Annotated in this window: 13 protein-coding genes; 5 read left to right on the forward strand and 8 right to left on the reverse strand. The window is 72.7% G+C overall.

Annotation, left to right across the window (positions count from 1 at the left end):
- Positions 1–12 precede the first annotated feature (12 nt).
- Genes L2K70_RS08285 through L2K70_RS08295 form a run of 3 tightly spaced genes read right to left on the reverse strand, consistent with a single transcriptional unit; the run spans position 13 to position 5,046 of the window.
- Positions 13–1,800: an MFS transporter gene (locus L2K70_RS08285; RefSeq protein WP_308195762.1), complete on the reverse strand. Its 1,788-nt coding sequence runs from the start codon at positions 1,798–1,800 to the stop codon at positions 13–15.
- A gap of 8 nt (positions 1,801–1,808) precedes the next feature.
- Positions 1,809–2,534, reverse strand: a complete 726-nt coding sequence (locus L2K70_RS08290) for an LppX_LprAFG lipoprotein (RefSeq protein ID WP_236401184.1) — start codon at positions 2,532–2,534, stop codon at positions 1,809–1,811.
- Between the two features lie 4 nt (positions 2,535–2,538).
- Positions 2,539–5,046 (reverse strand): DNA gyrase/topoisomerase IV subunit A, encoded by a 2,508-nt coding sequence (locus tag L2K70_RS08295; protein WP_236401186.1) that lies wholly within the window; start codon positions 5,044–5,046, stop codon positions 2,539–2,541.
- 142 nt (positions 5,047–5,188) lie between these two features.
- Between L2K70_RS08295 and L2K70_RS08300 the strand changes: the two genes are divergently transcribed.
- From L2K70_RS08300 to L2K70_RS08310, 3 genes are all read left to right on the forward strand, one after another.
- A complete protein-coding gene (locus tag L2K70_RS08300) occupies positions 5,189–7,894 on the forward strand; it encodes a bifunctional acetate--CoA ligase family protein/GNAT family N-acetyltransferase (RefSeq protein WP_236401188.1) in 2,706 nt (901 codons plus the stop codon).
- Between the two features lie 63 nt (positions 7,895–7,957).
- Positions 7,958–8,539 carry a DUF5998 family protein gene (locus L2K70_RS08305; RefSeq protein ID WP_236401190.1) on the forward strand — a complete coding sequence of 194 codons (582 nt, stop codon included), beginning with the start codon at positions 7,958–7,960 and terminating at the stop codon, positions 8,537–8,539.
- A gap of 8 nt (positions 8,540–8,547) precedes the next feature.
- Positions 8,548–9,663, forward strand: a complete 1,116-nt coding sequence (locus tag L2K70_RS08310) for an alkaline phosphatase family protein (RefSeq protein ID WP_236401192.1) — start codon at positions 8,548–8,550, stop codon at positions 9,661–9,663.
- Positions 9,664–9,669: 6 nt separating this feature from the next.
- Here L2K70_RS08310 and L2K70_RS08315 read toward each other — a convergent pair whose 3' ends face one another.
- Together L2K70_RS08315 and L2K70_RS08320 are read right to left on the reverse strand one after the other, a co-directional pair.
- Positions 9,670–10,332: a thymidine kinase gene (locus tag L2K70_RS08315; protein WP_236401194.1), complete on the reverse strand. Its 663-nt coding sequence runs from the start codon at positions 10,330–10,332 to the stop codon at positions 9,670–9,672.
- A 64-nt stretch (positions 10,333–10,396) separates the two neighbouring features.
- Positions 10,397–10,858 carry a hypothetical protein gene (locus tag L2K70_RS08320; RefSeq protein ID WP_236401196.1) on the reverse strand — a complete coding sequence of 154 codons (462 nt, stop codon included), beginning with the start codon at positions 10,856–10,858 and terminating at the stop codon, positions 10,397–10,399.
- A gap of 43 nt (positions 10,859–10,901) precedes the next feature.
- Here L2K70_RS08320 and L2K70_RS08325 point away from each other — a divergent pair, with 43 nt between their 5' ends.
- Positions 10,902–11,717 carry a sulfurtransferase gene (locus L2K70_RS08325; protein ID WP_236401197.1) on the forward strand — a complete coding sequence of 272 codons (816 nt, stop codon included), beginning with the start codon at positions 10,902–10,904 and terminating at the stop codon, positions 11,715–11,717.
- A gap of 3 nt (positions 11,718–11,720) precedes the next feature.
- On the opposite strand, the gene L2K70_RS08330 is transcribed toward L2K70_RS08325, so the two are convergent.
- Both L2K70_RS08330 and sepH read right to left on the reverse strand, forming a co-directional pair.
- Entirely contained in the window at positions 11,721–12,557 is an 837-nt protein-coding gene (locus L2K70_RS08330) for an MOSC domain-containing protein (protein ID WP_236401199.1), read from the reverse strand.
- A gap of 9 nt (positions 12,558–12,566) precedes the next feature.
- Positions 12,567–13,532: a septation protein SepH gene (gene sepH / locus L2K70_RS08335; protein WP_236401201.1), complete on the reverse strand. Its 966-nt coding sequence runs from the start codon at positions 13,530–13,532 to the stop codon at positions 12,567–12,569.
- Positions 13,533–13,712: 180 nt separating this feature from the next.
- Between sepH and L2K70_RS08340 the strand changes: the two genes are divergently transcribed.
- On the forward strand, positions 13,713–14,348 hold the full coding sequence (locus L2K70_RS08340) for a trimeric intracellular cation channel family protein (protein WP_236401203.1): 636 nt from the start codon (positions 13,713–13,715) through the stop codon (positions 14,346–14,348).
- Positions 14,349–14,366: 18 nt separating this feature from the next.
- Here the strand turns inward: L2K70_RS08340 and L2K70_RS08345 are convergent, their stop codons facing one another.
- The gene (locus L2K70_RS08345; RefSeq protein WP_236401205.1) at positions 14,367–15,701 is read right to left on the reverse strand and encodes a D-arabinono-1,4-lactone oxidase; all 1,335 of its coding nucleotides are present in this window, start codon (positions 15,699–15,701) and stop codon (positions 14,367–14,369) included.
- Between the last annotated feature and the right edge of the window lie 99 nt (positions 15,702–15,800).

Genomic DNA, 15,800 nt, shown 5'->3' on the forward strand with positions numbered 1-15,800 from the left:
GGTTAGCGCTCGTCAGCCGGCGCCCGTGAACAGGTCCCGCGCAGCGAGCCGGGTCGGCCGGACCTGGCGGAACAGGACGAGCGCGAGGACGGCCGCGACGACGGCGCAGCCTGCGGCCCCCCAGAACACGGCGTGCTCCTGCGCGATGCCGGCGACGCGCAGCAGGTCGGAGAACTCCTGGCACCGGCTCTTGCCGTCGCACACCTCCTGCACCGGGGGGACCGCCTTCTGCTCGGCGTAGTAGCGCCGCAGTCCGACGGTGGTGAGCGCCGAGATGCCGACGAGCATGCCGACCATCCGCGACACGACCACGAACGCGGTGGCCACGCCGTGCACGTCGTCGTCGGTGGAGGCGAGCAGCGCGGCGTTGACGGGCGCCAGCGCGAGGCCGAAGCCGAGGCCGCCAACGAAGAGGGCGACGTTGGCGACGGGTTCCTCGAGCGTGGTGAGGCCCCAGCGGGTCATCAGGACGAAGCCGCCCGCGGCCATCAGCATCCCGGTCGCAGTGACGACGCCCGGGGAGAGGAGGCGGATCAGGTAGCCGCCGACGACCGCTCCGACGGGCAGGGCGAGCAGGAAACGGACGAGGACCAGCGCGGCCGGCAGCTGGTCGTCGGGGTAGACGGTGGTCCGGGCGAACAGCGGGATGTCGATGAGGGCGGCGATCAGGGCGGCGCCGACGAAGAAGCTGACCAGCAGCGCACCCCACGCCGGCGTACGACGGAGCGCGCCGCGGGGCACGAGCGGGTCTGCGGCGCGACGGACGTGCCAGGCGAAGGCCGCGGCCGCGACGGCGGCGCCGAGGAGGTACCAGCGACCGCGGGGGGAGAAGACCTCGATCTTGGGGTCGGCCGTGGCGAAGGCGAGGATCACCCCGCCCAGCGCGAGGGCGAGGAGCAGCGCGCCCACGAGGTCGGCGTCGACCAGCACGCGGACCCAGCCGCGGAGGTCCAGGAGGGGCCGGGGGGCGAACCAGCACCACGCCAGGAGCAGCGCCAGCGCAGCGACGGCGATCGCGCCGATCGGGGTCAGCCAGCGACCGTCGCCGGCGAATGGGATGAAGAGCTGGCCCCACGTGAGGTCGCGCATCAGGGCCGAGGGTCGGAGGAACACGACCGCCCCCGCGACGAGGGTGGTGAGGAGCAGGAGGATCCCGACGAGGTCGGGGACGCGTGGTCTGGAGGCTCGCTGCGCTCGCACCTCGATCGTCGAGGTGGGTGCGAGGGCGCGGATCGCAGCGGCGAGGACGAGGCCGACCGCGAGGTTGATGGCGAAGATCGCGCGCCAGTCCGACACCGCGAGCACGGCCGCGCCGAAGAGCGGGCCGAGGACCGAGCCGATCTCCTGCACCGCGGAGACCACGCCGAGCGGGATCCCACGACGGTGGACGGGGTAGAGGTCGGCGACGAGCGCGAGGGTGGCGGGGACGAGGCCACCGCCGCCGACGCCCTGGAGGAACCGACCGGCGAGGATGCTCGGCATGTCGTAGGCGAGCGTGGTGATGAGCGAGCCCAGCGCGAGCAGCACCAGCGCCATCACGAGCACCGGCACCCGCCCGCGGAGGTCCGCGATCCGGCCGATGAGCGGCAGCATGGCGACGTAGCCGAGCAGGAAGCCGCTGACGATGGGGGCGGCGCGCTGGAGCTGGTCGATCGGCACGCCGACGCCGGTCATCATGTCGGGCAGCGCCAGCACGACGACGTACGTGTCGGCGGCGGCGAACGCCACCGCGACGGCTGCCATGGCGAGGAGGACGCGCGACGTTCGCGAGACCTCGCCCGGCCCCACGACGTGGTCCACGCGGCCGCTCACCTCGCCGGCGCCGAGATGTCCTTGGTCTTCCCGTAGTCGCTGAACTCGACCGTGTAGGTCATCGGATCGGAGTGCGGGTAGAAGACGCCCTCCATCGTGGCCTTGGTGAGCCGGCCGTCGTCGTCGACCTGCCACTCGACGTCGAAGGAGTCGCCGGACGAGGAGGGGATGACCGCGTCCATCGCGTCACCGGGCACGGTGCCGGAGTAGGTCGTGAGGACCTGCGAGTTGTCGGCGCCGCCGCGCACGCTCTCGCCCTTCTCCGGCGACTCGGTCAACGTGAGCAGCCCGGGGAAGCCGTCCGGACCGATCAGGTCGGTCGGGTCGGGAGCGCCGTACTCCTTGGGGTTGACGGTGTCCCAGGCGCCGTTGGTGAAGGGCAGCTGGGCGAAGACCTTGTCGTCGACCGCGATGACCGGGACGTCGACGGTCTGGCCCGCGAAGACGACCGTGAGGGTCCCGTCGAAGGCCGGTGCGTCGGTGAGCAGGCCCGACGCCTTGGCGATGCCCGAGACGCCTTCGGGCAGCGCGCCCGCGCTCAGGCTGAGCTGCACGCCGGTGGCCTCGAGGAGGTTGTCGGAGGCCGTGGCCAGCACCTCCTCCGGGGCCGGCCCGTCGGCTCCACCCTGGCCGCCGGACGAGTCGGCGGAGCAGGCAGCAAGCCCGGGGACGGCGAGGAGGACGGCCGTGGCGACGGCGGCGAACCGGGAACGGGCAGGCATGTCGTCAGCCTTCCACAGGGGCGGGCGCGTCGTCGGTCGGCGTGGCCGCACGCCCGGCGACCTGGACGGCGACCGGCGAGGCGACGGCGGCGATCGGCTGCGCCGCGGGTACGCCGGAGCCGTCCCGCTTGCCGGTGGCCTCGGGCAGGTCGATGGGTGCGCCGCTGTCGGCGGCGGCACGCGCCGGTCCGGGGCCGGCCCAGGCCGCGACGAGCGTGTCCTCGCCCTTGAGGAACCGGTGGCTGCGGACGCCGCCCGTGGCGCGCCCCTTGCCGGGGTACTCGGTGAACGGCGTGACCTTGACGGCCCCGGCCTCGGTGCCCGGAAGGGCGGTCGAGGAGCCCGAGGCGGTCACCACGACGGCGTCCGTCGGCACGAAGGCGCCGAAGAAGGCGACCTTCTGCCCCGCGGCGAGCTTGATGCCGGCCATGCCGCCGCCCGACCGGCCCTGCGGGCGCACGCCCGAGGCGGGGAAGTGGAGGAGCTGCGCGTCGGTCGAGATGAAGCAGAGCTCCTCCTCGCCCGTCGTGAGCTCGACGGCGCCGACGACCTCGTCGTCGTCCCTGAGCCCGATGACGTCCCACTCGTCACGGCCGAGCACCTCGGGGTTGACCCGCTTGACCACGCCGTCGCGGGTGCCGAGCGCGAGGCCCGGCCCTTCGGTGGTCAGCGAGGTGAGGGCGAGCGCGCGCTCGCCCGCGTCGAGGGAGAGGACCTCGCTGAGCGGCAGCCCGCCCTGGAGGTTGGGGTCGTTGGCGGAGTCGGGGAGCTCCGGCATGTCGAGGACGCCGACCTTGAGGAGCCGTCCGCGGCTGGTGACCACGCCGACCTCGCCGCGGGCGGTGGTCGCCACGGCGCTCGTCACCACGTCGTGGTTGGCGCGGCCCTCGCCATGTCCGGGCGGGGACGCGGACGTCGTACGGGCGAGGAGGCCCGAGGACGACAGCAGCGCGAAGCACGGGTCGTCGGCGACCTCGAGCGGCGTCGCCGACGGGGCGGTGACGGTGGTGCCGGCGGAGGCCAGCAGGACCGTACGGCGCGGGGTGCCGTGCTCCTTGGCGACGTCGGTGAGCTCGTCGGAGACGACCTTCCGCAGCAGCTTCTCGTCGGCGAGGATCGCGTCGAGGTACTCGATCGTGCGCTCCAGCTCGGCCTGCTCCTTGTCGAGCTCGAGCTTGGAGAACTTCGTCAGCCGGCGCAGCGGCATGTCGAGGATGTAGTCGGCCTGGACCTCGGACAGGTCGAAGATGTCGATGAGCCGCTCCTTGGCGGCCGCCGCGTTGTCGGAGCCGCGGATGACCTGGATGACCTCGTCGATGTCGAGGATCGCGATCAGGAGGCCGTCGACGAGGTGGAGGCGGTCGGCGGCCTTGCCGCGGCGGAACGCGGAGCGACGCCGTACGACGTCGAAGCGGTGGCCGAGGAAGACGTCGAGCATCTCGCGGAGGCTCAGCGTGCGCGGCTGGCCGTCGACCAGGGCGACGGCGTTGATGCCGAAGGAGTCCTCGAGGGCGGTCTGGCGGTAGAGCTGCTCGAGTATCGCCTCGGGGACGAAGCCGTTCTTGACCTCGATCACCAGGCGCAGGCCCTGGTGGCGGTCGCCGAGCTGCTTGATGTCGGCGATGCCCTGGAGCTTCTTGGCCAGGACGAGCTTCTTGATCTGCTCGACGACGCGCTCCTCGCCGACGCCGTAGGGCAGCTCGGTGACGACGATGCCCTTGCGCCGCGGGGTGACCGACTCGACGCGGGCGGTCGCGCGCATCCGGAAGGTGCCACGGCCGGTCTCATAGGCGTCGCGGACGCCGTCGAGGCCGACGATCTTGCCGCCGGTCGGCAGGTCCGGACCGGGGATGAAGCGCATGAGGTCGTCGAGCGTGGCCTTCGGGTGGTTGATCAGGTGCTTGAGCGCCTGGACGACCTCGACGAGGTTGTGCGGCGCGATGTTGGTCGCCATGCCGACCGCGATGCCGGCCGAGCCGTTGACCAGCAGGTGCGGGATCGCCGCCGGCAGCACGACGGGCTCCATCTCGCGGGAGTCGTAGTTGGGCTTGAAGTCGACGGTGTCCTCGTGGATCGACGTCGTCATCGCGACCGCGGCGGGCGCCATCCGGCACTCGGTGTAGCGCATTGCGGCGGGCGGGTCGTCGGGCGAGCCGAAGTTGCCGTGCCCATCGACCGAGGGCAGCCGCATCGACCACGGCTGCGCCATCCGGACGAGGGCGTCGTAGATCGCGCCGTCGCCGTGCGGGTGCAGCCGGCCCATCACCTCACCGACGACACGGGCGCTCTTGACGTGCCCGCGGTCGGGCCGCAGTGACATGTCGTCCATCGTGTAGAGGATCCGTCGCTGCACCGGCTTGAGCCCGTCGCGCGCGTCGGGCAGTGCCCGGGAGTAGATGACGGAGTAGGCGTACTCCAGGAACGACGTCTGCATCTCGTCGCGGATGTCGGTGTCGAGGATGTGCTCCTCGAAGTCGTCCGGGAGGTCCTGCTTCGTCGTACGTCGTGCCATGCGCGCCATTCTCCCCGCTGCCCCGCCGCCGTGAGCCGGGGGCACGCCGGTGCAGGTAGTTCCGATCGAATGGGTCGTCAGCGGCCTCCCCGGACAGCCCATCTGATGGGGACTACGCAGCCGTGGCCGATAGATTGCTGCCGTGACCGACGTCGAGGCCGAGCAGGCGCCGCCCCGCCACTGGGAGGCGGACGTGCTGCTGCGCGACGGGCGGACGGCGCACATCCGCCCGATGCAGCCCGACGACCGCGAGCTGCTGGTCGACTTCTACAGCCGGGTGTCCGACCAGTCGAAGTACTACCGGTTCTTCTCGCCGATGCCGGAGCTCTCCGATCGCGACCTCGACCGGTTCACGCAGGTCGACCACCGCGACCGGGTCGCCCTGATCCTGCTGGTGGCGGGGCACATGATCGCCGTCGGGCGCTACGACATGATCCGCCCGGGCTACGCCGAGGTCGCGTTCCTGGTGGAGGACAAGCACCAGGGCCGCGGCATCGGGCAGCTGCTGCTCGAGCACCTCGCCCAGGCCGGGCGCGAGCGCGGGATCGAGGAGTTCGTCGCCGAGGTGCTGCCCGACAACCAGGCGATGATCCACACGTTCAAGGACGCCGGCTACCAGGTGAAGAGCGCCTTCGAGGACGGCGTGATGGAGCTGGTGTTCCGGATCGACCCCACGGACACCGCGATCGGCGTGATGGAGCAGCGCGAGCACCGCGCGGAGTACGCCTCCATCGAGCGCTTCTTCCGCCCCAGGTCGGTCGCCATCATCGGTGCCAGCCGCCGCCAGGACACCATCGGCCGCGCGCTCGTACGGCACATGGTGCTGGGCAACTTCGCCGGCCGGATCCACGTCGTGAACCCGACCGCGGACTCGGTGGCGGGCATGCCGGCGTGGAAGACCGTCGCGGAGATCCCCGGCGACGTCGACGTCGCGATCGTCGCCGTGCCGGCGGAGTCCGTCCAGGACGTCGTGCTCGACTGCGCCGCCAAGGGCGTCCACGGCTTGGTCGTCATCTCGTCGGGCTTCGCCGAGACGGGGGAGGAGGGCCGGATGCGGCAGCGCAGGCTCGTCGGGCTGTCCCGCTCCTACGGGCTGCGCCTGATCGGCCCGAACGCCCTCGGTGTCATCAACACCGACCCGGAGGTCTCGCTCAACGCCTCCCTCTCCTCGGTGATGCCGCCGCGGGGTCGCGCCGGCTTCTTCTGCCAGTCGGGCGCGCTCGGCACCGCCATCCTCGAGAAGGTGCAGAACCGCGGCCTCGGCCTGACGACGTTCGTCAGCGCGGGCAACCGCGCCGACGTCTCCGGCAACGACCTCCTGCAGTACTGGGAGGAGGACGACGCGACCGAGGTCGTCCTGCTCTACCTCGAGTCCATCGGCAACCCGCGCAAGTTCTCCCGCGTCGCGCGTCGCGTCAGCAGGCGCAAGCCGATCGTCGCGGTCCGCTCGGGTCGCAGCTCGCAGGGTGTCCCCATGGGCCACGCCGTCCGCAAGATCGGTGCCCCTGCGGAGGCGGTCGACGCCATGTTCCGGCAGGCCGGGATCATCCAGGTCGAGTCGCTCGAGGAGATGTTCGACGTCGCCCAGCTGCTCGCCCACCAGCCGTTGCCGCGCGGGCGCCGCGTGGCGATCGTCGGCAACTCCGACGCCCTCGGCCTGCTGGCCGCCGACGCGGCCAACTCCGTCGGTCTGGTCGTCAACAAGCAGGTGCCGCTGGGTGCCGACGCCACCTCCGAGGACTTCGAGGACGCCCTGGACGGGGCGATCGACGACCCCGAGGTCGACGCGGTCGTGGCGATCTTCATCCCGCCGCTCAACGTCCCCGGTGCGCGCGAGGACGTCGCCAACGTGCTCGCCGCCGTCGGTGAGCAGTCCGACAAGCCGATCGTCTCGACGTTCCTCGGCACCGAGGGCGTGCCCGAGCTGCTGCGCGTGCCCGACGTCGCCGGGTCGTCGGCCGGTCGCGGCTCCGTGCCGTCGTACCCCGCCGTCGAGGCCGCCGTCCGCGCGCTGGCACACGTCGTGGAGTACGCCGTCTGGCTGCGGGTGCCGCAGGCGACGTTCACCGACACCGAGTCCGCCGACCTCGGCTCGGCGCGCCACCTCGTCAACGAGGTGCTGATGAACCACCCCGAGGGTCGCGACCTCGACTTCGAGGAGCAGAACCGGCTGCTCCGCGCCTACGGCATCGACCTCTGGGACACCTACGCGGTCCAGACGCTCGACGAGGCCCAGACGGCGGGGGAGACGCTCGGCTGGGACGTGGTGCTGAAGGCGACCGCCGACCACCTGCGTGACCGGCCCGACCTGGCCCACGTGTGGCGCAACATCGACTCGGCCGACGAGATGGCCGTGGCCTGGCGCGCGCTCAACGAGCTCATCACCGACCCCGACCGGGCCGGCTTCGTGGTGCAGCGCAACGCACCCCCGGGGGTGCCGGTCACGATCGCGACGATGGAGGACCCGCTGTTCGGGCCGGTCCTGTCCTTCGGCATCGGCGGCCCGCTGACCGAGCTGCTGGGCGACCGGTCCTACCGGATCCCGCCGCTGGCCGACCACGACGCGCAGGACATGGTCCGCGAGATCAAGGCATCACCCCTGCTCTTCGGCTACCGCGGCAGCGAGATCGTCGACGTCGAGGCGATCGAGCGCCTCGTGCGTCGTGTCGCCCAGCTCCAGCACGACCTCCCCCAGGTGCGCGCCCTGCAGCTCCCGCTCGTCCTGGCCGGGGCCGACGGGGTGACCGTCCTCGGGGCCACCGTGCGCGTGGAGCCGGTCAAGGACCCCCGCTCGGACTGGTTCGTGCGACGGCTCACCACGATGCCCGGGGACACCATTCCCGACTGACGACCACGACCGACGACCACGACTGACGACCACGACCGACGACCTGCGTGACAGACTGCCACCATGCCCCGCTCCACCCGTGACGCGGACGTCTCCCACGACCTCCGCGAGGCGATCCACCGCACCGGCTACTACCCCGAGGTCGTCGCCGACGGCGTCTTCTCGGCCGCCGGTGGCGAGGAGGTCGTCTCCTACTTCGTGCACCACGAGACGACGTTCGAGCACGAGGAGGTACGCCGGCACCTGACCGCCCTGCTCCTCACACCGACCCGCCTCGTCATCGCCCACACCGACGAGCACCCGGGCGACGACATGCTGCCCGAGCCCTACACGTCCACGACGACCGAGGCCGTCACGCTCACCTCGATCCGGACGGTCGTCGTCACCCGGATGGTCGCCAACCCCACGAAGGGCGTGGCGCCGCCGGCCGAGGCGGTGCTGACCATCGGCTGGGGCGGCGTCGGCCGCGTGGACCTCGAGCCCGCCGGCTGCTCGGACCCCAGCTGCGAGGCCGACCACGGCTACACCGGCACGATCGCCGGCGACGACTACACGCTGCGGGTCTCCGCGGCGGCCGAGGGCGCCGACGCCGTCGGTGCGCTGCTGGCCTTCTCCGACGCGCTGTCCTCCCGCACGCGAGGCTAGCCAGTCCGGTGACCCTCACCCCGCCGGCGTACGGCGACCGCTCGCTGGCCGACGTCCTGCCGTCGGTCGCCCGCGCGCTCGGCGTACCCCTCGATGGGCACCCCGTCGGGCTCGAGCTGCCCAGTGCGCCGTCCTACGTCGTGTTCCTCGTCGACGGCCTCGGTGCCGAGCTGCTGCGGCGCCACGGCCACGCCGCGCCCTACCTCTCGTCCCTCCTCGACGGGGGATCGACGGGCACCGCGGGCGTCCCGTCCACGACGGCCACCTCGCTGACCTCGCTCGGCACCGGCCTGGCACCGGGTGCCCACGGCCTGGTCGGGTTCACCGCCAGAATCCCCGGCACGGACCGGCTGCTCAACCACCTCTCGTGGGACAAGAACGTCGACGCGCTGGAGTGGCAGCCGCACGAGACGGCGTTCGGTCGGCTGTCCCGCGCCGGCGCGCACGTCACGTCGGTCAACAAGCGCGAGTTCCACGGCTCGGGCCTCACGCTGGCCTCGCAGCGCGGCGCGGCCTACGTCGGCGCCGACCGCGTCGGCGAACGCATCGCCGCCACCGTGAGCGCCTCCGCCCACCACCCCTCGCTCACCTACGTCTACGACTCCGACCTCGACTGGACCGGCCACAAGTTCGGCGTGGCGTCGACCCAGTGGCTCCAGCAGCTCGCGATGGTCGACGCCGAGGCCGAGCAGATGCGCGAGGCCCTCCCGCCGTCGACGCGGCTGCTCGTGGTCGCCGACCACGGCATGGTCGACAGTCCACGAGAGGGGCGCGTCGACGTCGACGAGGTCGACGGCATGCGCGACGGGGTCTCCCTGCTCGGCGGCGAGGCACGCTTCCGCCACCTCTACTGCGCGGCCGGAGCCGTCGACGACGTCGTCACCACGTGGCGGGAGGTGCTCGGGGACCGCGCCACGGTGCTGACCCGCGAGGACGCGGTCGGTCGTCGATGGTTCGGCTCGGTCGACCCGGGCGTCCTCCCGCGCCTCGGCGACGTGATGGTCGCCTGTCACGGCGACCTCGGGGTGATGTCGTCACGCGACTTCGCCTACGAGGACACCCTGGTCGGCCTGCACGGCTCGCTCACCTCGACGGAGATGCTGATCCCGATCCTCGTGGGCTGACGCGCCTCAGCCGAACGGCAGCGGCTCCGGCGCGAGGCTGACGGCCTTGGCGCGGTCGGCGGTGAGCCGACGGCGGAAGTGCTGACGGCACAGCACCTCGTACGCGACGTCCTGGGGGCCGGCCGACGGCTCGTCGGCCTGGTCGACGTCACCGACGACGATCACCTCGCCCTCGACGACCATCGCCCCGTTCTCGGTCCGCGCGTTGTGGGTGGCGCGCTTGCCGCACCAGCACAGCGCCTCGACCTGGAGGACGTTCATCCGGTCGGCGAGCTCCACGAGGCGCGCACTGCCCGGGAACAGGATCGAGCGGAAGTCGGTGAGGATGCCGAAGGCGAACACGTCGATCTGGAGCTCGTCGACGACCTTGGCGAGCTGGTCGATCTGGTCGGGGGCGTAGAACTGGGCCTCGTCGCAGATCAGGTAGTCGATCCGGCCGCCACGCGTCAGGGTGTCGACCACGTAGGACCAGAAGTTGAAGTCGGACTCGACCTCGAGCGCCTCGTGCGTGAGCCCGAGCCGGCTGGAGACGGTGGCGGCGCCGGCACGGTCGTGGGTGGTGAAGATCCGGCCGACACGTCCGCGGGCCGCGTGGTTGTGGTTGGTCTGGAGCGCCAACGTGGACTTGCCGGAGTCCATCGTGCCCGTGAAGAAGTGCAGTTCAGCCATGACCCGGCGATCCTGCCACAGCAGGACCCCGCGCCGACGGCTACCGCGCCGCCGGGACCTGAGCTCAGGAGGCGCCGGCCCCGTTGCTGTGGGCGCGCCGGGTGAACTCGACGTGGCTCACCCAGAGCAGGAAGCACCCGACCTGCGGCGTCACCGGCTCGGTCAGCTCGATCCGGCTCCGCGTCGTGAAGACGCCCGACATCCGCGCCTCCCCGACCTGGGTGCCCCGGCGCGAGATGGCGAGGCGGGTGCCCCAGAACCCGCTGTTGGTGACCTCGTAGGGCTCCGGACCGCCGGTGACCGCCCACCGGTTGGTGAAGAACCCCGACCGCCGGGCCTGCAGCCGCTCGACGCCGTCGAGCTCGGCGACGAGGCTGCTCCACGTCCACCCGCTCGTGGCCCGGTAGAGCCAGGCCTCGGGACCGATCTGCACCTCGGCTCGCTCGCGGAACCACGACCGCTCCGCCCGCGCCACCTCCACGCCGTCGGCGAGGATGACGTTGCCCTTGGCCCAGTCGAGCTCCATGCCCCCAGCCTGCCAGTCGGCCCGCACGTGGGACAGTGACGCCATGAGCGACGGGCCCCTCATCAGTCCGGACGAGCTGGCGGCGGGCCTGGACCGCGTCACCGTGCTCGACGTGCGCTACCTCATGGGCGGTCCGCCCGGGGAGGAGCAGCACCGCGCGGGGCACGTGCCGGGCGCCGCGTACGTCGACATGGACCGCGACCTCGCCGGTCCTCCGGGCGTCGGTGGCCGCCACCCGCTGCCGGACGAGGCGCGGTTCACCGAGGCCATGCGCCGCGCCGGCGTTCGCGCCGACCGCCCCGTGGTGGCGTACGACGACTGGCAGGGCCGCGGTGCCGCCCGCGCGTGGTGGCTGTTGCGCCACCACGGGCACCCCGACGTGCGGGTGCTCGACGGTGGCTGGTCGGCCTGGGTCGCAGCCGGGCTGCCGGTCGAGACGGGCGAGGTCCGGAGCACGACCGGCGACTTCGTGGTCGCGGCCGACAAGCAGATGCCCGTGATCGGGCCGGACGACGTGCTCGGTGTCGGCGTCCTGGTCGACGCACGCGCGGCCGAGCGCTGGTCCGGGGCGGTCGAGCCGGTGGACCCGGTCGCCGGGCGCATCCCGGGCGCGGTCAACGTGCCCACGACCGAGAACCTCGACGCGGACGGGCGGTTCCGGTCGGTCGACGAGCTGCGGGCGGCGTACGCACGCGTCGGAGCCGACACCGCGGGCTCGGTCGCGGCCTACTGCGGCTCAGGAGTGACGGCCGCCCACGACATCCTCGCCATGGAGGTCGCGGGCATCCGCGCCGCGCTGTACCCCGGCAGCTGGAGCGGGTGGATCACCGACCCCGACCGTCCGGTCGAGCGCGACTGACGATCAGGAGACGTCGACCTCGTCGCCGACGGTGAGGGTGCCCGAGCCGTCCGGCACGAGGTGCATCGCGAAGAGGGTCTTGCCGTCCACGCGTCGATGACGGGCCAGCGTGCGGATCGGCTCCTTCGCGGTCGTCAGCGATCCCGCGTCGATCGTGGTCATCACGCAGCGGCCGACCGGCTTGGTCACCCGGAACGGCACCCCGCCGACGATGAGCGAGGTCCACCGGTCCTCCGCGAAGGGCTCGTCACCGTCGACCACGAGGTTGGCGCGGAACCGCTCGATCGGCAGCGGCTCCGGCGCCTGCTCGCCGTGCTCGAGCGCCGTCTCGAGGATCCAGTCGCCGAGCCGGCGCATCGATGCCTGCGACGCGACGGTGACAGGGAACGAGTCGGGGAACGTGGCGTGGTCGCCCGGCCGCGAGAAGCCGGGCTGGAGGGTCCGGCGCGTCGGGTCGTCGCACCACACGAGGCGTACGTCGTCGCGGCCGAGGGCCGCGCGCACCCACTCGTCCGCGTGGGCACCGGCGGGCACGGCGCCCAGGTCGAGCGAGAACAACCGGACCGGCTCGGGCTCGCCCGCCGGCCGGTCGAGGTGCAGGTCGGGGAGCCCGGGTGCCCGCAGCCGCAGCGCGCGCCCGACGGCCGGGTCGGTGTCCGGGGTGTCGGGCACGACGTGGAACAGGCCGTGCGCCTCGCGAGCGGAGACGAGGCTGCCCTCGCCGTCGACCACCATCCAGGTGCGGTCGCCGCGCAGTCCCGCGGGACCGACCTCGATCGAGCGGACCGGCCGGATGGCGCCGGACTTGAGCGGGTGGACGTTGATCCCGGTGAGCCGCACGCGAGGGGCTCAGTCGTTCTTGCCGCCGCCGAACATGATCTCGTCCCAGCTCGGCACCGACGCGCGACCGCGCTTCTTGGCCGGGCGACGCGGCTCGGGGGCCTCGGCGGCCGGCTCGTCGGGGGTCGGCGCGGTCGTGGGCTCGTCGGTGCCCCCGGACTCGTCGTCGAGGTAGGCCTCGACGGGCTGCTCGGTGCCGATCTCCGCCCCGATCTCCATCGTGGTCTCGGTGGGGGAGACCGTCTCGGCGCCGGGGGAGGCGGGCCGCTCGTCGTCGGAGACCAGCTCGATCGCGTCGTCACCGAGGCCGGGCTCCTCGCCGACCGCGCTGAGCCGGCGTTGGCGGGCGGCGGCGAGGTCGTCGGCGGCGGGCTCGTCGGGCGCCGCGGGAGCCGAGTCGCCGACCAGCCAGCGGGCGTCCTCGTCGTCCACGGTCACGAAGTTGCCGCGGGGGTCGTGGGAGAACGTGCCGGTGCCGGTGCGCCCGGCGACGTCGTAGAGCGCGGTCAGGGTCCAGCGCCCGTCCTCGCGCCGCCACGCGTCCCACTCCACGGCGCCGGGGTCGACATTGTGGGCGCGCAGGTGCGCACTGACGCTCTCGCCCAGGGTCCGGGCGCCCGACTCGGTCGAGCGGCGGCGGACGGAGGCGAGCTGGGCGCGCTCGGCGACGTGGGCGCGCTCGGCCATCACCGGCGCAGCGAACGGCATGATCTTCTCGACCGACGTTCCGGCCGCGTGGGCGACCGCCTCCGGGGTCTCACCAGCACGGATGCGGGTCTGGATGTCACGGGGACGGAGGCTTGATTCCATCGGGATCTCCAACTGGCCGGGTGTGCTGGGGCCGCCTGCCGATGCGCCGCCGAGGGCGCGACGGAGCCGGGTGTCGATCACCAGGGTGTGCTCCTGGCCCGACTCGTCCACCATCAGCAGGCGCTTGCCGTCCGCGCTGCGTCCCTTGAACGTCAGCTTGGCCATCGACAGCGTGCTCCTGCCTGGTTGCCGGATGTGGGTGGGCGGGCTCGGTGCGTCTGGCGCACCGCTTCGTTCGAGCCTACGCCAGCGGCACGCTCCGGCACGGTTGCCGCTGCGGCGCGCCGAGCGAGGAGCATCACGCTCGTTTCGCGCGCCACCGGCGTCTGGACCTAGCCTTCGGAGGTGCCCGAGACGGAGTTCGTCACGACGCTGGTCGTCTACGACCTCGTCGGCATCTTCGTCTTCGCGGTGTCGGGTGCGCTCGTGGCGGTCAGGAAGAACCTCGACCTCTTCGCCGCCCTCGTCCTCGGTGGTGTCACCGGCCTCGGCGGCGGCTTCATCCGCGACGTGCTGATCGGGGCGACGCCCCCCGCCGCGCTCGCCGACTGGCGCTACCTGATCGTCCCGGTCGCGGCCGGCCTGCTGACCTTCTTCCTCCACGCACCGCTCGGCCGGCTCGAGCGGTTCATCACGGTCTTCGACGCGTTCGGGCTCGCGCTCTTCTGCGTCACCGGGGCGTTGAAGGCGGTGGGCTACGGCCTGGAGCCGGTCCCGGCCGCGCTGCTCGGCATGGTCACCGGCATCGGCGGCGGCATGATCCGCGACGTCCTCGCCGGCAGCGTGCCGGTGATCTTCGAGGGCGTGGTCTACGCGACCCCGGCGCTCGCCGGCGCCACCGTCGCCGTCCTCCTCAACGAGACGGACCTGCCGATGTGGGTGGTGGCGGCGGCCGGCTTCGCGACGTGCCTGTCCTTCCGGCTGCTCGCGATGGTGCGCGGCTGGCGCGCCCCGATGCCCAAGGGGCCCGCCAACGTCTGAACGACGTCGGCTCCACCGTCAGGGGCCCAGCACCCGGCGCAGGTAGGGATTGGCGAAGACCCGGTCCGGGTCGAGCCGGTCGCGCATCGCGAGGAAGTCGTCGAAGCGGTCGTACGCCGGCGCCAGGTCCGCCGCCGTACGCGTGTGGACCTTGCCCCAGTGGGGTCGCCCACCGGCCTCACGCAGGATCGGCTCGAGGCCGCCGAAGTAGGGGCGGTGGTCGGTGTCGTGCGGCACGTGGAAGGCGAGGTAGAAGCTGTCGCGCCCGTGCGAGGTGGACATCGGCACGTCGTCGGCACGCGCGGTGCGGATCTCGACCGGGAAGGCGATCCGCCAGTCGCTCGCCTCGATGGCCTGGCGGCACTCGCGCAGCACGTCGAGGCCGACCTCGCGCGGGACGGCGTACTCCATCTCGCGGAAGCGCACCCGGCGCGGGCTCACGAAGACCCGGTGGGCCAGGTCGCTGTAGCGGCGCTCGGACAGGGCACGACCCGCGACCCGGTTGATCCGCGGGACCAGACCCGGCGCCCGGGACCCGACGCGGCACAGCGCGCCGAAGAGCGTGTTGGACATCAGCTCGTCCTCCCACCACGCGGCGAACGCCGACGGCGGCTCCTGCTCGCCGGGCGCGAGGTCGGTGCGGTGGTTCTGCTTCACCATCATCCGGTCGGTGTGCGGGAACCAGTACATGTCGACGTGGTGGGCCGACCCGACCATGTCGTCGTACGACGTCAGGGCCTCGTCCCAGGTCATCGGCTGCTCGTGCGCCTCGATGACGAACAGCGGCTCGACGTGGAAGGTGAGGCTGGTCAGGATGCCGAGCGCGCCGAGGCCGACCCGGGCGACGTCGAAGACGTCGGCGTTCTCGTCGGCGGAGGCGCGGAGCACCTCACCGGTGCCGGTGACCAGCTCGAGCGCCGCCAGTTGGGCGGCCAGCCCGGCGGCGACACCACCGGTGCCGTGGGTGCCGGTCGAGGTGGCGCCGGCCAGCGTCTGCTCGGCGATGTCGCCCATGTTGTGCAGGGACAGGCCCTGCCGTTCCAGGGCGAGGTTGAGGTCCTTGAGCGGGGTGCCGGCGCGGGCGGTCACGGTCATCGCCTCGTGGTCGACCGCCACGACCCCGTCGAGGCCCTCCGGGCGCAGCAGCGTGTGCTCGGGCGCGGCGATCGCGGTGAAGCTGTGCCCCGTGCCGGCCATCTTCACGGTCGTCCCGCCCTCGCGCGCCCGTCGTACGGCGTCCACGACCTGCTCGACGGACACCGGCGTCTCGGTGACCACCGGCGTGGCCTCCTCCAGACCGGACCAGTTGCGCCAGGTGGTGGCCGAGGCGGTCGGTCGGACGGACGTGGTCATGCCCGCAGGCTAGGCGATCGGGCCCCGGCGCGAGCCTGCTCAGGGCGAGCGGTCCGGACCGCGCTGCTGGAGCGGAGGGCGCCGGGACGGGACAGCGAG

This window comes from Nocardioides potassii, from assembly GCF_021648885.1.
GTDB lineage: Bacteria > Actinomycetota > Actinomycetes > Propionibacteriales > Nocardioidaceae > Nocardioides > Nocardioides potassii.

Coding starts and splice junctions, on each gene's coding strand:
- L2K70_RS08315 (WP_236401194.1), bottom strand. CDS start 10,332: ATGGCTGAACTGCACTTCTTCACGGGCACGATGGACTCCGGCAAGTCC.
- L2K70_RS08325 (WP_236401197.1), top strand. CDS start 10,902: ATGAGCGACGGGCCCCTCATCAGTCCGGACGAGCTGGCGGCGGGCCTG.
- L2K70_RS08290 (WP_236401184.1), bottom strand. CDS start 2,534: ATGCCTGCCCGTTCCCGGTTCGCCGCCGTCGCCACGGCCGTCCTCCTC.
- L2K70_RS08295 (WP_236401186.1), bottom strand. CDS start 5,046: ATGGCACGACGTACGACGAAGCAGGACCTCCCGGACGACTTCGAGGAG.
- L2K70_RS08345 (WP_236401205.1), bottom strand. CDS start 15,701: ATGACCACGTCCGTCCGACCGACCGCCTCGGCCACCACCTGGCGCAAC.
- sepH (WP_236401201.1), bottom strand. CDS start 13,532: ATGGCCAAGCTGACGTTCAAGGGACGCAGCGCGGACGGCAAGCGCCTG.
- L2K70_RS08320 (WP_236401196.1), bottom strand. CDS start 10,858: ATGGAGCTCGACTGGGCCAAGGGCAACGTCATCCTCGCCGACGGCGTG.
- L2K70_RS08305 (WP_236401190.1), top strand. CDS start 7,958: ATGCCCCGCTCCACCCGTGACGCGGACGTCTCCCACGACCTCCGCGAG.